Raw genomic sequence first — 15,911 nt, 5'->3', positions numbered from 1 at the left:
CTGCTCGCGAAAGCGTTGGATCAGTCGACATCCATGCCACTGGACCACCGCATTCGCGAGCAGGCTCGCGCCCACAAAAATGAAGCCGCTTGGGATTAACCCAAGCATAGTCTTACTTGATGGTCAGGGCTTCCAGTTTGCCGCTGTTGCCATACACATAAATCATGTTGCCCACCACCAGCGGACGGGCACGCAGGCCGTCGCTGTCGATGCGCTCACGGCCGACGAAGCGACCGTCCACCTGGCTGAGCAGGTGCAGGTAACCTTCCAGGTCACCGACTGCAACGTAGCTGGAGAACACTTCCGGGGCCGACAGTTGACGACGGGCCAGGGAGTCGTTGCTCCACAATGCGGTGGTGGAACGCTCGTCGACGCCTTCAACCGTGCCCGAGGACAGGCTCACGTAGACGCTGCCCAAACCCTCGGCGACGCCGGCGTAGCTGGACGCATCGCGCTGCCACAGCGGGCGACCGCTTTCCAGGTCCAGCGCCGCAACGCGTCCCTGGTAGCTGGCAACGTACAGCGTACTGCCAGACAACAGCAGGCCGCCGTCGATGTCGACCACGCGCTCCAGTTCCGAACGGCCCTGTGGGATGGCCACGCGCTGTTCCCAGACCGGCACGCCGTTGGAAATATCCAGGGCCACCACTTTACCGGTCGACAACCCGGCCACCGCGAGGCGGTTGGTGACGATCGGCGCACTGGTGCCGCGCAGGGTCAGTACCGCCGGGGTGCTGTCGTACAACCAGCGCTGCTCGCCAGTGGCGGCATCCAGACCGATCAGGCTGTCATCCTGGGTCTGTACCACGACCACGTCACCGATGGAGCGACTCCATTGCTTCTGCAGCACGACTTCTTCTTTGAAGTCGGTCAGTTCGGCCGGTGGCAGTTCTTTCTTGCTGTTGCTGCTGCAACCCGCGGCCAGAATGGCCAGAGCCAGCAATGCTGCATGTTTCCAACGGATCACGTCACGCATCCCCTTTGGCCAGGTCGTCCAGCTTGATTTGCAGGCCACCGACCGCGGCTTCATCCGACAGCGCAGCCTTGGCTTTTTGGTAGGCCGCATGGGCCTCATCAGCACGACCAAGCTGTACCAGCAGGTCGCCCTTGAGTTCTTCGCGGGTCGCCAGGAACGCCTTGTCGGCATCACCGTCGAGCAGCTTCAACGCATCTTCGGCCTTGTTCTGCGCCGCCAGCACCTGCGCCAGGCGCTGACGCGCCACTTCGCCCAGGGTCGGGTTGACCGGCTTGTCGACAATGGCCTTCAGCTCGGTGGCGGCGTCGTCCAGCTTGCCGGTGTCTACCGCGACCTTGGCCACGAACAGACGGCCATATTGCGCGTAGGCCGTGCCGCCGAATTCGTTGTCGAGCTTGCCGGCCAACTCCGCCACGCGGGCAGCGTCAGGCTTGCCGTCCGGGGTCAGGGTGGTTTCCAGCAACTGCTGATAGAGCATCGAAGCGCCTTGCGCCTGGTTGCTCTGGTATTTCTGCCAGGCCTGCCAGCCGAACACGATGACCAGCGCCAACAGGCCGCCAGTGACCAGCGGCTTGCCGTTGCGCGTCCACCAGTCCTTCAAATCCGCCAGCTGTTCATCTTCGGTACTCGACACCCCAATACTCCTTAATCGCTAAATCGGCTGTTTGACAGCTTCAACCCTGCACGACGCAGGTGGCCAGGTGTGCGGCAAGCGCATCCCAGGCAATGCTTTGTTGTTCGCCCTGGCCACGCAGGGGTTTGAAACCTACCACTTGCTGGGCCAATTCGTCGTCACCAAGAATCAGTGCATACAACGCACCGCTCTTGTCGGCCTTCTTGAACTGGCTCTTGAAGCTGCCGCCGCCGGCGTTGATCTGCAGGCGCAGGTTGGGCAACTGGTCGCGGACCCGCTCGCTCAGCGCCAGGGCCGCCAGTTCGGCTGCTTCGCCGAAGGCGCACAGGTAAACGTCGACCTGACGGGCGATTTCCTGCGGGATCTTGTCCAGCGTCTCAAGCATCAACACCAGACGTTCGATGCCCATGGCAAAACCCACGCCCGAGGTCGGCTTTCCGCCCATCTGTTCCACCAGCCCGTCGTAACGGCCGCCGGCACACACAGTTCCCTGGGCGCCCAACTTGTCGGTGACCCATTCAAAGACGGTCTTGCTGTAGTAATCCAGCCCGCGGACCAGCTTCGGGTTGATGACATAGGGAATACCGACGGCATCCAGACGCGCCTTCAGCCCCTCGAAGTGCGCACGGGATTCATCGTCGAGGTAGTCAGCCATTTTCGGCGCATCGACCAGGATCGCCTGCGTGTCGGCGTTCTTGGTATCCAACACCCGCAGCGGATTGGTCTTGAGGCGGCGCTGACTGTCTTCGTCCAGCTTGTCCAGGTGAGCGGACAGGAACTCCACCAGCGCTTCGCGGTAGCGCCCACGGGACTCGCTGGTGCCCAGGCTGTTGAGTTCGAGCTTGACCGCATCACGAATGCCCAGCTCGCCCCACAGGCGCCAGGTCAATACGATCAGCTCGGCGTCGATGTCCGGACCGTCGAGGTTGAATACCTCCAGGCCTATCTGGTGGAACTGGCGATAACGACCTTTCTGTGGACGCTCGTGGCGAAACATCGGGCCGATGTACCAGAGTTTCTGCACCTGGCCACCACCGGTAATGCCGTGCTCGAGCACTGCACGCACGCACGCCGCCGTACCTTCGGGGCGCAGGGTCAGCGAATCGCCGTTGCGGTCTTCAAAGGTGTACATCTCTTTTTCGACGATGTCGGTCACTTCGCCGATGGAACGCTTGAACAGTTCGGTGAACTCGACGATCGGCATGCGGATCTGCCGGTAACCGTAGTTATCCAGCAAACGCGCCACGGTGCCCTCGAAATAGCGCCACAGGGGCGTCTGCTCGGGCAGGATGTCGTTCATGCCACGAATGGCTTGCAGGGACTTGCTCACAGGTAATCCTTAAATTCGTTCGACTCAACCACGCGCGATTACAGCAGCGTCGGCTTCGACCTTTTCGGCCGCTTTCTGGCGGATCAGCCGTTCCAGTTCATCCACCAGATTGTCATTCGTCAGTTTCTGCGACGGCTTGCCGTCGATGTAAATCAGGTTCGGTGTACCGCCGGTGAGGCCGATATGGGCCTCCTTGGCTTCACCCGGCCCGTTGACCACGCAACCAATCACCGCGACATCCAGCGGCACCAGCAGGTCTTCCAGGCGCCCTTCCAGCTCGTTCATGGTCTTGACCACATCGAAGTTCTGCCGCGAGCAGCTTGGGCAGGCGATGAAGTTGATGCCACGCGAACGCAGGTGCAGGGACTTGAGAATGTCGTAGCCGACTTTCACTTCCTCCACCGGATCGGCCGCCAACGAGATGCGGATGGTATCGCCAATTCCTTCGGCGAGCAGCATACCGAGGCCGACGGCGGATTTCACCGTGCCCGAACGCAACCCACCGGCCTCGGTGATGCCCAGGTGCAGCGGCTGGACGATTTCCTTGGCCAGCAAGCGATAGGCTTCGACGGCCATGAACACGTCGGAAGCCTTCACGCTGACCTTGAAGTCCTGGAAGTTCAGGCGCTCCAGGTGCTCGACATGGCGCAGGGCCGACTCCACCAGTGCAGCCGGGGTCGGTTCGCCGTATTTCTTTTGCAGGTCTTTTTCCAGGGAACCGGCGTTGACGCCGATGCGGATCGGAATACCACGGTCGCGGGCGGCATCCACCACCGCACGCACGCGGTCTTCGCGACCGATGTTGCCCGGGTTGATGCGCAGGCAGTCCACACCCAGCTCGGCCACGCGCAGGGCGATGCGGTAGTCGAAGTGAATGTCGGCCACCAGCGGCACTTTGACCAACTGCTTGATTTTGCCGAACGCCTCGGCGGCGTCCATGTCCGGCACGGAAACCCGCACGATGTCGACACCGGCGGCTTCCAGTCGGTTGATCTGCGCAACGGTGGCGGCCACGTCGTTGGTGTCGCTGTTGGTCATGCTTTGCACAGCGATGGGCGCATCGCCGCCAACAGGAACGTTGCCGACCCAGATCTTTCGCGATTCGCGACGTTTGATTGGAGATTCGCCGTGCATGACTTATTGACCCAACTTCAGGCGAGCGGTCTCGCCACTGGTGAACGGAGCCACGTCGACCGGTTGGCCGTTGTAGCTGACCTGCGCGCCACGGGCATAACCCAGGCGCACGGCAAACGGCGGCGTGCCGTTGACGGAAGTGCTGTCGCCCTTGCGCTTGAGGCCACTGAACAGCACCTTGCCGGTGCCATCGGTGATCTGCGTCCAGCAGTCGGCGGTAAATTGAATCTGTACCTGGCCTTGACCGGCTGCGGGAGCGACGGGCGCTACCGCAGTGGTGGAGGCTGTCGGAGTTGCTGGCGCTGCGGCTGGCGCAGCCGGAGTCTCGACGACAGGGGCTGGTGTGCTCGGTACAGCTGGCGCTTGAGTAGCCGGCGCATTGGCGGTCGGGGCTGGCGTGGCGGGTGCAGCAGGCGCGTCTGCCGGAGCGGCCGGCACACTCGGTTCAGCACCGACGGCCGGATCTGCGCCATCCTGCCCCTGAGGCAACACCAGGTTGGTCTCCCCTGCGCTCTGGCCTTCCACCACAGCCTGATCTTCCGGCTCATCCAGCGGATGTATGCGGGTGGTGCCGTCGGCGCCTTCGACCTCGACATGCTCAGGGTTCATGGCGATGGGATCCTTGGCGCGCAAGGCGGCCTGGTCCTGCCACCAGAGGAAACCGCCACCAATCACCGCGATCAACAGCAACAAACTGACGATTCGCAAAATGGTGTGGGAAACGCGAACCGGCTCTTCGATGCGGCCCAGGCTGTGCACGCTGCTGCCCTGGGCGTCGGAACCGGTGTATTGATCGAATTGCTGGACCAGTTCGGTCTGGTCCATGCCGAGCAATTTGGCGTAGGCACGGATGTAGCCCCGAGCGAAAGTATGCCCAGGCAATTTATCGAACGCGCCGGCTTCCAGGTTGCCCAGGGAAGCCACGGTGAGATTGAGCTTGAGGGCCACCTCTGCCAGCGACCAACCATTGCTTTCGCGAGCTTGGCGCAGGGTCTCACCGGGATTTACGCGAGTCGCTGCTACAACTTCAGGATGCGCCGCTTTCATCATTGCTCCGACAGGTATTGCTGATATTCCGGCGTACCGGGATAGAGTCTTTTTAGTTGCAGGCCAAAACTGGCGGCCTTGTCACGATCTTCGAACACATGGGCCAGCCGAACACCGAGCAATAGACTACGTGCATTTTGCTCGCTCAGCAGGCTAAAACGTTCGTAATAATCGCGCGCGGGCACATAATGCCTGTCTTCGTAAGACAACTCAGCCATTTCCAGCAATGCCCGTGGCTGCTGGCGGTTGAGCCGCAGCGCTTTTTCAAGCTGCTGGCGAGCCAGATCACGCTGGCCGAGTTTCGAGGCCGTCATGCCCAGGTTTTCAAACACCCGCGAACGCTCGGGGTAAAGGGTATCGGCGGTCGCCTGCTCGAAGCGCTCGTAGGCCTCTTTGTAACGCTTCTGCTCGAAAAGGAAGCTGCCGTAGTTGTTCAGGATCCGCGCATCCTGCGGCACGGCGGAGAGCGCCTTGCGAAAATGCGCGTCGGCCAGTTCAGGTTCCATCTCGGCCTGGAATACCAACGCCAGGGCCGCGTTGGCATCAGCATCTGAATCGTCCAGCTCCAGGGCTTTCTTGAGCGGCACCTTGGCCCGCTCGGTCATGCCCTGTTGCAGATAGCCTATGCCCAATTGCACATAGGCTTCACGCGCCTCGTCGCGCCCCTTGCTGGTTTTCATGGGGTTGTAGTCACCCGACAGAACACAGCCGGTGCAAAGACCGGCCAACAGCAACAGCAGCGCGAAGCGCAGGGACATAGAGTTCCTCTCTTAGTGACTGTTCGCAGCGTTTTGCGCAACATCGTCGGCGGCGTTCAACTCACGCACGGCAATGTAGCGTTCACTGCGACGGGTGCGATCCAGCACCTGTCCTACCAATTGGCCACACGCGGCATCGATGTCTTCGCCGCGGGTGGTACGCACGGTGACGTTGAAGCCCGCGTGATGAAGCTGGTCCTGGAAGCGACGAATCGCGTTGTTGCTCGGACGCTCGTAACCGGAATGCGGGAACGGGTTGAACGGGATCAGGTTGATCTTGCAAGGGATGTTCTTGAGCAGCTCGATCATCTCGACCGCGTGTTCAACCTTGTCGTTCACGTCCTTGAGCAGCGTGTACTCGATGGTCAGCACGCGTTTTTCGCCCAGGGACGACATGTAGCGCTGACACGATTCCAGCAGCATCTTAAGCGGATATTTCTTGTTGATCGGCACCAATTGGTTACGCAATGCGTCATTGGGTGCGTGCAGCGACAACGCCAGGGAGACGTCGATGTGCTTGGCCAGCTCATCGATCATCGGCACCACGCCGGAGGTGGACAGGGTCACTCGGCGCTTGGAGATGCCATAACCCAGATCATCCATCATCAGGTGCATGGCAGCGATGACGTTGTCGAAGTTCAGCAGCGGCTCACCCATGCCCATCATCACCACGTTGGTGATGGCACGGTCGACGGTCGCCGGGACGCTGCCAAAGGATTTGTTGGCAATCCACACCTGGCCGATCACTTCGGCGGCGGTGAGGTTGCTATTGAAGCCTTGCTTGCCGGTGGAGCAGAAACTGCAATCCAGGGCACAGCCTGCCTGGGACGAAACGCACAAGGTGCCGCGTTTGCCCTGGGGAATGTAGACGGTCTCGACGCAGCTGCCGGACGCCACGCGCACCACCCACTTACGGGTGCCGTCGCTGGAGATGTCCTCGCTGACCACTTCCGGACCGCGAATTTCAGCAACGGCCTTGAGCTTTTCGCGCAGGGCCTTGCTGACATTCGTCATGGCGTCGAAGTCGTCGACGCCAAAGTGGTGAATCCATTTCATCACCTGGCCGGCACGGAAACGCTTCTCCCCGATCGAGTCGAAGAATTTCTCCATTTCCGGCTGGGTCAGGCCCAACAGGTTGGTTTTGCCGTTCGATGTAGTCATGGATTCACCTTCACTCAAAAGCCTGGGCTTAGCGAGTGGTTACTTCAGTAGCGGAGAAAAAGTAAGCGATTTCGCGAGCAGCAGCGGCTTCGGAGTCCGAACCGTGAACGGCGTTGGCGTCGATCGACTCAGCGAAGTCAGCACGGATGGTGCCGGCAGCAGCTTCTTTAGGGTTGGTGGCGCCCATCAGCTCACGGTTGCGAGCAATGGCGTTTTCGCCTTCCAGCACCTGAACGACAACCGGACCGGAAGTCATGAAGGCAACCAGCTCACCGAAGAAGCCGCGCTCGCTGTGCTCAGCGTAGAAGCCTTCAGCTTCGGCTTTGGACAGTTGCTTCATTTTCGAAGCTACAACGCGCAGGCCAGCGTCTTCGAAGCGGGTAACGATCTTGCCGATCACGTTTTTAGCAACGGCGTCAGGCTTGATGATGGAGAAAGTACGTTGAACAGCCATGGTGTAACTCCAGAAACGGTAATTTGCGAAAAATTAAACCCGCGAATTATACGCGGGTTCAGGGGTATTGCCTAACCTGCCAGGTGGATCAGTCGATTTCTTCGATCCAGAGCTGTTGGACGGCCTCCAACACCTTCTCGCCACAACGGCCAGAGGTATTGTCGAAATCGGGAAGCTCCATGATCCAGCGCTGCAGATCGACAAAATTCACAGTCAGCGGATTCACGTCCGGCTTGGCTTCGGCCAGTTCTTCTGCGATGCGTTGTACATCATTCCAACCATAGCTCATGACAGTGTCACCATCAGTGCGGCGCTTCGGCCGCATGGTTAAGCGAATATTTCGGAATTTCGACGGTCAGGTCTTCGGTGCCGACAATGGCTTGGCAGCCCAGACGCGATTGGGCTTCCAGGCCCCAGGCCTTATCGAGGAAATCTTCCTCCAACTCATCCGCTTCTTCCAGCGAATCGAAACCCTCACGAATAATGCAATGGCAAGTCGTGCACGCACAGACGCCGCCACAGGCACTTTCCATCTCGATATGGTGCTCATGCGCCAGCTCGAGAATGGAAATTCCGGGCTCACACTCCACGACCATGCCCTCGGGACAGAACTTCTCGTGGGGCAGAAAAATCACCTGCGGCATCAGTTATTCCTCAATTTCATTCAGGTTGCGCCCCGCCAGGGCGGCTTTGACCGTCGAGTCCAGGCGGCGGGCAGCAAAGGCATCGGTGACTTGCGACAGACGCTTGGTCTGCTGCTCGATGGCATAACCATCGGTGCCTTTGATCAATTCAGACAATTCCTGCATTTGCAGCTCGATCACCATGCGTTCCTCGGCGTCCAGCAGACGGTCACCATCGGCCTCAAGAGCGGCCTGCACGGCTTCGACCAGACGCTGGCCGTCGACCTGCTGCTCGCGCAATACCCGGGCGACCTTGTCGTCGCTGGCATGCTGGAACGAATCCTTGAGCATTTTGGCGATTTCGCCGTCGGTCAGACCGTAGGACGGCTTGACCTGGATGCTCGCCTCGACGCCCGAACCCAACTCGCGGGCGGAAACATTGAGCAAACCGTCGGCGTCGACCTGGAAGGTCACGCGGATCTTCGCCGCACCGGCCACCATCGCCGGGATGCCGCGCAATTCGAAGCGGGCCAGGGAACGGCAGTCGCTGATCAGTTCACGCTCGCCTTGCAGCACATGAATCATCATGGCCGACTGGCCGTCTTTGTAAGTGGTGAAGTCCTGGGCGCGAGCAACGGGGATGGTGGTGTTGCGCGGAATCACCTTCTCCATCAGGCCGCCCATGGTTTCCAGCCCCAGGGACAATGGAATCACGTCGAGCAACAGCAGCTCGCCGCCGTCGCGCTTGTTGCCAGCCAAGGTATCGGCCTGGATCGCGGCGCCGATGGCAACCACCTGGTCCGGGTCGATTTCAGTCAGCGGCTGGCGGCCAAAGGCCTCGGCAACGGCTTCGCGAACCCGAGGCACACGGGTCGAACCACCGACCATGACCACGGCCTTGACGTCTTCGAGCTCCACGCCGGAATCACGCACGGCGCGGCGGCAAGCCTTGAGGCTGCGAGCAACCATGGGCTCGATCAGCGCATCAAAGGCCTCACGGCTCAGTGCAGCCTTCCAGTCGCCGTACGCCACTTCGACACTTGCAGCGTCGGTCAGGGCTTCCTTGGCGGCGCAGGCCGTTTGCAGCAGGTGACGTTGCGCGCCCGGATCAAGGTCGGCGGACAGGCCCGCTTGCTCGATGATCCAGCCGGCGATGGCGTGATCGAAGTCATCGCCGCCCAGGGCGCTGTCGCCGCCGGTGGCCAGGACTTCGAATACACCGCCGGTCAGGCGCAGAATGGAGATATCAAAGGTGCCGCCGCCCAAGTCATAGATCGCGACCAGGCCTTCGGCGTGCTGGTCCAGACCGTAGGCCACCGCAGCGGCGGTCGGCTCGTTGAGCAGGCGCAGCACGTTCAGACCGGCCAGCTTGGCCGCGTCCTTGGTGGCTTGACGCTGGGCGTCGTCGAAATAGGCCGGGACAGTGATGACCGCACCGACCAATTCGCCGCCCAATGCCGCTTCGGCGCGCTGGCGCAGCACCTTGAGAATGTCAGCGGAAACTTCCACCGGGCTTTTCGGGCCCTGCACCGTTTCAATGAACGGCATGTGGGATTCGCCGTCGACGAAACGGTACGGCAGCTGATCACCCAATTGCTTGACGTCGGACAGACCACGCCCCATCAGGCGCTTGACCGACACAATGGTATTGAACGGATCGGTCGCGGCGGCCAGCTTGGCTGACTCGCCCACTTCCACATGATCGGCGTGATAGCGCACGGCGGACGGCAGGATCACTTGCCCCTGCTCATCGGCCAGCGGTTCGGAAAGACCGCTGCGCAACGCAGCGACCAGGGAATTGGTAGTACCCAAGTCAATTCCCACAGCCAGGCGACGCTGGTGCGGTTGTGGACTTTGGCCGGGTTCGGCGATCTGCAGTAGGGCCATCGTAATCAGGACTTATCTGTAATCAGGCGTGCGACCGGAGCGGCACTGGGTTAATCGTCGAGGCGCTCTTCGAGCTGGCGCACTTCGTAGGTGAGCTTGTCGAGGAACTGCATGCGCCGCATCAGGCGTTCGGCCTGTTCGCGTTGCGCGGCATCGTCCCAACAGGCTGCGAAGCTTTCATTCAAGGTGTGCTGGGCGTCCTTCAAGCGGCGCTTGAACACCGCGACACCGGCCAGATCGGCGCTGTCCTGCAGATCTTCGAGTTCTTCGCGCCACTGCATCTGCTGCAACAGAAACTCGGGATCATGCACGGTGACTTCCAGAGGCAACTCATGACCACTGATGGCCAGCAGATAACGCGCGCGCTTGGCCGGGTTCTTGAGCGTCTGGTAAGCGTCGTTGAGGTTCGCCGACTGTTCCAGCGCGCGCCGCTGCTCTGCCTCCGAGGCATCAGCGAAGCGGTCGGGATGGACACCGCGGGCCAGTTCCAGATAACGAGCGGACAACTGCTCGAGATCCAGGGAAAAGCCCGGCTGCAACTGGAACAAAGCAAAATGACAAGGAGTACCCACAAGCCGCCTCAGATGTTGAAGCTTTCGCCGCAGCCACATTCACCGCGCACGTTGGGGTTGTTGAACTTGAAGCCTTCGTTCAACCCTTCCTTGACGAAATCCAGCTCAGTGCCGTCCAGGTACGTCAGGCTTTTCGGGTCGATGATCACTTTCTGACCATGACTCTCGAACACCTGATCGTCTTCGCCCACTTCGTCGACGAATTCGAGCACGTAGGCAAGACCAGAGCAGCCCGTGGTGCGAACACCCAGGCGGATACCCTCGCCCTTGCCGCGCCCCTCAAGAGAGCGCTGCACATGCTTAGCTGCCGCTTCTGTCATCTGGATAGCCATGAAAACTCCTTACCTGTGCGCGGATCAGATCAAGCCTTTCTTCTGCTTGTAATCGCGAACGGCAGCCTTGATGGCGTCCTCGGCGAGTACCGAGCAGTGGATCTTCACTGGCGGCAGGGCCAGTTCTTCGGCCAGCTGAGTGTTCTTGATGGTTTCAGCCTCATCAAGGGTCTTGCCCTTCATCCACTCGGTGGCCAGGGAGCTGGACGCAATGGCCGAACCGCAGCCGTAGGTCTTGAACTTGGCGTCTTCGATGATGCCTTGCTCGTTGACCTTGATCTGCAGACGCATGACGTCGCCGCACGCTGGGGCGCCGACCATGCCGGTGCCAACATCAGGATCCTGCGCGTCCATCTTGCCGACGTTGCGCGGGTTTTCGTAGTGGTCGATGACCTTTTCGCTATATGCCATTTGCTTCAATCCTCATCAGTGAGCCGCTCTGGTGGCGACTTCTTCAGTGCGCCGCCCACTCGATTTTCGAGATGTCGACGCCGTCTTTGTACATGTCCCACAGCGGCGAAAGAGCACGCAGCTTGGTAACGGCCTCGCAGACTTTCTGCGCGGCGTAATCGATTTCTTCTTCGGTGGTGAAGCGGCCGAAGGTGAAGCGGATCGAGCTGTGGGCCAGTTCGTCGTTGCGGCCCAGGGCGCGCAATACGTACGAAGGCTCGAGGGACGCCGAGGTGCATGCCGAACCGGACGACACGGCCAGATCCTTGAGCGCCATGATCAGCGACTCGCCTTCAACGTAGTTGAAGCTCAGGTTCAGGTTGTGCGGTACGCGGGCGATCATGCTGCCGTTGACGTAAAGCTCCTCGAGGTGCTCGACCTGCTTGAAGAAGCGGTCGCTCAGGGCCTTGATGCGTACGTTCTCGGCCGCCATGTCTTCCTTGGCCACACGGAAGGCTTCGCCCATGCCGACGATCTGGTGGGTCGCCAGGGTGCCGGAACGCATGCCACGCTCGTGACCGCCGCCGTGCATGGTCGCTTCGAGGCGAACACGCGGCTTGCGGCTCACGTACAGCGCGCCGATGCCTTTAGGGCCGTAGGTCTTGTGGGCAGAGAACGACATCAGGTCGACTTTGAGCTTCGACAGGTCGATGTTGACCTTGCCGGTGGACTGCGCGCCGTCGACGTGGAACAGGACGCCCTTGGAGCGGGTCAGCTCGCCGATGGCCTCGATGTCGTTGACGGTGCCGATTTCGTTGTTCACATGCATGATCGAAACCAGGATGGTGTCGTCGCGCAGTGCGGCTTCCACCATGGCCGGGGTGATGATGCCGTCTTCACCTGGCTCGATGTAGGTGACTTCGAAGCCTTCACGCTCCAGTTGGCGCATGGTGTCCAGGACAGCCTTGTGCTCGATCTTGGAGGTGATCAGGTGCTTGCCCTTGGTGTGATAGAAGTGCGCGACACCCTTGATTGCCAGGTTGTCGGACTCAGTAGCACCAGAGGTCCAGACGATTTCACGCGGGTCGGCATTGACCAGGTCAGCGACCTGGCGGCGGGCGTTTTCGACCGACTCTTCGGCTTTCCAGCCGAACACGTGGGAGCGGGACGCCGGGTTACCGAAGTTTCCGTCGACCAGCAGGCATTCACTCATCTTTTGCGCGACACGCGGATCAACCGGGGTGGTCGCAGAGTAATCAAGGTAAATCGGCAATTTCATGGACTTTCTCCTAAATCAGGCTGGCTGGCGTTCCGCTTGCTCTGCGGCGGTCATTCGACGGCGGACGCTTCAATCTTGTCCAGGTGCGGCGTCTTGCCATTGCAACGACGCTGGTCCTGACGCTGGGCTACTTCCTGCACCTCACGACGAGTTACAAGGTCAGCCAAGCTGATACCGCTAAGAAATTCGTGGATCTGCAGGCTCAGGTCGCACCACAAGTGGTGGGTCAGGCAAGTATCGCCGCCATGGCAGTCGCCAAGGCCCTGGCATTTGGTCGCATCGACCGATTCGTTCACCGCGTCGATCACCTGGGCAACCTGGATGCCCTGCATGTCGCGTGACAGCTGATAACCACCGCCGGGGCCGCGCACACTGGAAACCAGGTTACTGCGGCGCAGCTTGGCGAACAGCTGTTCAAGGTAAGACAGGGAAATGCCCTGGCGCTCGGAGATATCGGCCAGGGACACCGGCCCGTGCTGCGCATGCAATGCCAAATCCAGCATCGCGGTCACGGCGTATCGGCCTTTTGTAGTCAGTCGCATGGACAATTACCACGGAGTTCGGAATGGGGCGAGTATGCAATTCCCGAGTATTTAAGTCAAGTATAAGACCTAGTGCTTTACTCAGGTTTACCCGCAAAAGAGCGCGCGCATCATAGCAAAGGCTGGCCAGTGGCGACCAGTGATACCGCGTTAACGTTCATCGCGAGCAGGCTCGCTCCCACAGGAGGTCTTGGGTGGCTGCACGATTTGTGTACACCACAGATCCAATGTGGGAGCGAGCCTGCTCGCGAAGGGGCCTACAGGATTTCAGCCCGCCTGACTCTGATCCTTATCCTTCACACACGCAAAATCTTCCTCGCGCAGTTCAGGCAGGTCCTTGGCGCAGTAATTACTGCCCAGGTCCTTCAGGGCGCCGCACATGCCCTCCAGGCGCCCATCGACGGCCTGCAGGTGATCGAGCAGTTGATTGATGGCACGGGCGACCGGGTCGGGCATGTCTTCGCCAACACCGTAGGCATCGAAGCCGATCTTCTCGGCCATGGCCTTGCGGCGGGCGTCCTGTTCGTCATCGGTCTTGACGATGATCCGCCCCGGAATGCCCACCACGGTTGCTCCGGCCGGCACAGCCTTGGTCACCACCGCATTGGAGCCGACTTTCGCCCCCGCACCCACTGTGAACGGCCCGAGCACCTTGGCACCGGCACCGACCACCACGCCGTCTTCCAGCGTCGGGTGGCGCTTGCCTTTGTTCCAGCTGGTGCCGCCGAGGGTCACGCCCTGGTAGAGCGTCACGTCATCGCCGATCTCGGCGGTTTCACCAATGACAATGCCCATGCCGTGGTCGATGAAGAACCGGCGACCGACCTTGGCGCCCGGGTGGATCTCGATTCCGGTCAGCCAGCGTCCGAAGTTGGAGACAACTCGAGCCAACCACTTCCAGCCCATGCCCCACAAGGCACTCGACAGGCGATGGATCCAGATGGCGTGCATGCCCGGGTAGCAGGTCAGCACTTCAAAGGCATTGCGCGCCGCCGGGTCACGATGGAAAACGCTTTGGATATCTTCACGCAAACGATCGAACATCTTTATTCCTTCCGCTTAATCAGCTCGCCACGGGCCGCTTTCTGGGTTTCCGTGAGGATGCCGCGCAATATATTCATCTCCGCCCGGCTGACCGAGCTTCGTCCGTACAACCGACGCAGGCGCGCCATCAAGTGCCGGGGCTTGTCCGGGTCAAGAAACTCGATGTCCACCAGGGTCTGTTCCAGGTGCTCATAGAGCCGCTCCAGCTCGTCCATGGTCGCCAGTGTCTCACTGCGCGGCGACGTGGCCTCGAATTTTTCCACCTTGCTGGGCTTGCCTTCGGCTGCCAGCCAGGCCATGCGCACTTCATAACTCAACACCTGCACCGCCGCCCCGAGGTTCAGGGAACTGAACTGTGGGTCGGAAGGGATATGCACGTGAAAGTGACATCGCTGCAGCTCTTCGTTGGTCAGGCCGGAATCTTCACGGCCAAACACGAGGGCGATCTCAGCGCCCTGCCCGGCTTCCTCGACCACTTTGGTTCCGCATTCGCGGGGGTCGAGCAGCGGCCAGGGGATACGGCGGTCACGGGCGCTGGTGCCGAGCACCAGGTTGCAGCCCACCAAGGCGTCTTCCAGGGTGGCGACCACTTGGGCGGCTGCCAGGATGTCACCGGCACCGGAAGCCCGGGCATCGGCTTCGTGATGGGGAAACGAGCGTGGCTCGACCAGCACCAGCCGCGACAGGCCCATGTTCTTCATGGCCCGCGCAGCCCCGCCGATATTTCCCGGATGGCTGGTATTGACCAGGACGACACGAATGTTCTGCAACAAGGGAGGCGCTCTCGAACACGATAAAGGGAGCAAATCTTACCTAAGCACCTACCGTTAAGCTATGAAAGCGAACACCAACCTTCTCCTGGGAAAACTTTCTGATAGAATGCGCGGCTTTCTTTAACAACCTTAGGTGACACATCCATGCAGCCCATGCTGAATATCGCGCTGCGCGCCGCCCGCAGCGCCAGTGAACTGATCTTCCGCTCCATCGAGCGCCTGGATACCATCAAGGTCGATGAAAAAGACGCCAAGGACTACGTGTCCGAGGTTGATCGCGCCGCCGAACAGAAAATCGTCGACGCACTGCGCAAGGCTTACCCGAACCACTCGATCCTGGGTGAAGAGACCGGCATGCACGCCGGCACTGGCATCGAAGGTGAAGAGTACCTGTGGATCATCGATCCGCTGGACGGCACCACCAACTTCCTGCGCGGCATCCCTCATTTCGCTGTCAGCATCGCCTGCAAATACCGTGGTCGCCTGGAACACGCCGTCGTGCTGGACCCGGTTCGCCAGGAAGAATTCACCGCCAGCCGTGGCCGTGGCGCCCAGTTGAACGGTCGTCGCCTGCGCGTCAGCGGTCGCACCAGCCTGGACGGCGCCCTGCTGGGTACCGGCTTCCCGTTCCGCGACGACCAGATGGACAACCTGGACAACTACCTGGGCATGTTCCGCGCCCTGGTCGGCCAGACCGCCGGCATCCGCCGCGCTGGCGCCGCGAGCCTGGACCTGGCATATGTCGCCGCCGGCCGTTTCGATGCATTCTGGGAGTCGGGCCTGTCCGAATGGGACATGGCAGCAGGCGCCCTGCTGATCCAGGAAGCCGGTGGTTTGGTGAGCGACTTCACCGGCGGCCACGACTTCCTTGAAAAAGGCCACATCGTTGCCGGCAACACCAAATGCTTCAAGGCCGTACTCACCGCCATCCAGCCGCACCTGCCGGCTTCGTTGAAGCGCTAAGCAGCTCGGCTA

General features: G+C 60.7%; 19 protein-coding genes. 1 reads left to right on the top strand and 18 read right to left on the bottom strand.

Features of this window, described 5'->3' with window-relative positions; translation table 11 throughout:
• Nucleotides 1–112: 112 nt before the first annotated feature.
• From GSM73_RS03570 to trmJ, 18 genes are all read right to left on the bottom strand, one after another.
• Nucleotides 113–967 (bottom strand): PQQ-binding-like beta-propeller repeat protein, encoded by an 855-nt coding sequence (locus GSM73_RS03570; protein WP_372241356.1) that lies wholly within the window; start codon nucleotides 965–967, stop codon nucleotides 113–115.
• Between the two features lies 1 nt (nucleotide 968).
• A complete protein-coding gene (locus GSM73_RS03565) occupies nucleotides 969–1,610 on the bottom strand; it encodes a tetratricopeptide repeat protein (protein ID WP_047227479.1) in 642 nt (213 codons plus the stop codon).
• 40 nt (nucleotides 1,611–1,650) lie between these two features.
• Nucleotides 1,651–2,940 (bottom strand): histidine--tRNA ligase, encoded by a 1,290-nt coding sequence (hisS, locus tag GSM73_RS03560; protein WP_047227478.1) that lies wholly within the window; start codon nucleotides 2,938–2,940, stop codon nucleotides 1,651–1,653.
• Between the two features lie 24 nt (nucleotides 2,941–2,964).
• Entirely contained in the window at nucleotides 2,965–4,074 is a 1,110-nt protein-coding gene (ispG, locus tag GSM73_RS03555) for a flavodoxin-dependent (E)-4-hydroxy-3-methylbut-2-enyl-diphosphate synthase (RefSeq protein WP_003185136.1), read from the bottom strand.
• A gap of 3 nt (nucleotides 4,075–4,077) precedes the next feature.
• Nucleotides 4,078–5,121, bottom strand: coding sequence for a RodZ family helix-turn-helix domain-containing protein (locus GSM73_RS03550; protein ID WP_047227477.1), 1,044 nt, complete (start codon nucleotides 5,119–5,121; stop codon nucleotides 4,078–4,080).
• On the bottom strand, nucleotides 5,121–5,879 hold the full coding sequence (gene pilW / locus GSM73_RS03545; protein ID WP_047227476.1) for a type IV pilus biogenesis/stability protein PilW: 759 nt from the start codon (nucleotides 5,877–5,879) through the stop codon (nucleotides 5,121–5,123). Before pilW ends, GSM73_RS03550 begins: the two co-directional genes overlap by 1 nt.
• Nucleotides 5,880–5,891: 12 nt before the next feature.
• The gene (gene rlmN, locus GSM73_RS03540) at nucleotides 5,892–7,040 is read right to left on the bottom strand and encodes a 23S rRNA (adenine(2503)-C(2))-methyltransferase RlmN (RefSeq protein WP_047227475.1); all 1,149 of its coding nucleotides are present in this window, start codon (nucleotides 7,038–7,040) and stop codon (nucleotides 5,892–5,894) included.
• A gap of 28 nt (nucleotides 7,041–7,068) precedes the next feature.
• Nucleotides 7,069–7,494: a nucleoside-diphosphate kinase gene (gene ndk, locus GSM73_RS03535; RefSeq protein ID WP_042727994.1), complete on the bottom strand. Its 426-nt coding sequence runs from the start codon at nucleotides 7,492–7,494 to the stop codon at nucleotides 7,069–7,071.
• An 88-nt stretch (nucleotides 7,495–7,582) separates the two neighbouring features.
• A complete protein-coding gene (iscX, locus tag GSM73_RS03530; protein WP_047227474.1) occupies nucleotides 7,583–7,783 on the bottom strand; it encodes a Fe-S cluster assembly protein IscX in 201 nt (66 codons plus the stop codon).
• Between the two features lie 13 nt (nucleotides 7,784–7,796).
• The gene (fdx, locus tag GSM73_RS03525; RefSeq protein ID WP_046063912.1) at nucleotides 7,797–8,138 is read right to left on the bottom strand and encodes an ISC system 2Fe-2S type ferredoxin; all 342 of its coding nucleotides are present in this window, start codon (nucleotides 8,136–8,138) and stop codon (nucleotides 7,797–7,799) included.
• A 3-nt stretch (nucleotides 8,139–8,141) separates the two neighbouring features.
• On the bottom strand, nucleotides 8,142–10,004 hold the full coding sequence (gene hscA, locus GSM73_RS03520) for a Fe-S protein assembly chaperone HscA (protein ID WP_047227473.1): 1,863 nt from the start codon (nucleotides 10,002–10,004) through the stop codon (nucleotides 8,142–8,144).
• Between the two features lie 50 nt (nucleotides 10,005–10,054).
• Nucleotides 10,055–10,576, bottom strand: a complete 522-nt coding sequence (hscB, locus tag GSM73_RS03515; RefSeq protein WP_047227472.1) for a co-chaperone HscB — start codon at nucleotides 10,574–10,576, stop codon at nucleotides 10,055–10,057.
• Between the two features lie 8 nt (nucleotides 10,577–10,584).
• Nucleotides 10,585–10,908, bottom strand: coding sequence for an iron-sulfur cluster assembly protein IscA (iscA, locus tag GSM73_RS03510; RefSeq protein ID WP_047227471.1), 324 nt, complete (start codon nucleotides 10,906–10,908; stop codon nucleotides 10,585–10,587).
• A gap of 24 nt (nucleotides 10,909–10,932) precedes the next feature.
• A complete protein-coding gene (iscU, locus tag GSM73_RS03505) occupies nucleotides 10,933–11,319 on the bottom strand; it encodes a Fe-S cluster assembly scaffold IscU (RefSeq protein WP_003185157.1) in 387 nt (128 codons plus the stop codon).
• Nucleotides 11,320–11,362: 43 nt separating this feature from the next.
• On the bottom strand, nucleotides 11,363–12,577 hold the full coding sequence (locus GSM73_RS03500; RefSeq protein ID WP_160891596.1) for an IscS subfamily cysteine desulfurase: 1,215 nt from the start codon (nucleotides 12,575–12,577) through the stop codon (nucleotides 11,363–11,365).
• A 50-nt stretch (nucleotides 12,578–12,627) separates the two neighbouring features.
• The gene (gene iscR, locus GSM73_RS03495) at nucleotides 12,628–13,119 is read right to left on the bottom strand and encodes a Fe-S cluster assembly transcriptional regulator IscR (protein ID WP_047227469.1); all 492 of its coding nucleotides are present in this window, start codon (nucleotides 13,117–13,119) and stop codon (nucleotides 12,628–12,630) included.
• A gap of 267 nt (nucleotides 13,120–13,386) precedes the next feature.
• Entirely contained in the window at nucleotides 13,387–14,163 is a 777-nt protein-coding gene (cysE, locus tag GSM73_RS03490; protein ID WP_047227468.1) for a serine O-acetyltransferase, read from the bottom strand.
• Nucleotides 14,164–14,165: 2 nt separating this feature from the next.
• The gene (gene trmJ / locus GSM73_RS03485; RefSeq protein ID WP_047227467.1) at nucleotides 14,166–14,936 is read right to left on the bottom strand and encodes a tRNA (cytosine(32)/uridine(32)-2'-O)-methyltransferase TrmJ; all 771 of its coding nucleotides are present in this window, start codon (nucleotides 14,934–14,936) and stop codon (nucleotides 14,166–14,168) included.
• A 144-nt stretch (nucleotides 14,937–15,080) separates the two neighbouring features.
• On the opposite strand from trmJ, the gene suhB reads away from it, so the two are divergent.
• Nucleotides 15,081–15,899: an inositol-phosphate phosphatase gene (gene suhB / locus GSM73_RS03480; protein WP_003185165.1), complete on the top strand. Its 819-nt coding sequence runs from the start codon at nucleotides 15,081–15,083 to the stop codon at nucleotides 15,897–15,899.
• The last annotated feature ends 12 nt before the right edge of the window (nucleotides 15,900–15,911 follow it).

The organism is Pseudomonas sp. PICF6, from assembly GCF_009831705.1.
Taxonomy (GTDB): domain Bacteria; phylum Pseudomonadota; class Gammaproteobacteria; order Pseudomonadales; family Pseudomonadaceae; genus Aquipseudomonas; species Aquipseudomonas rhizophila.
The sequence above is the reverse complement of the archived record's forward strand: the minus strand, read 5'-3'. Positions and strand labels throughout refer to the sequence as shown.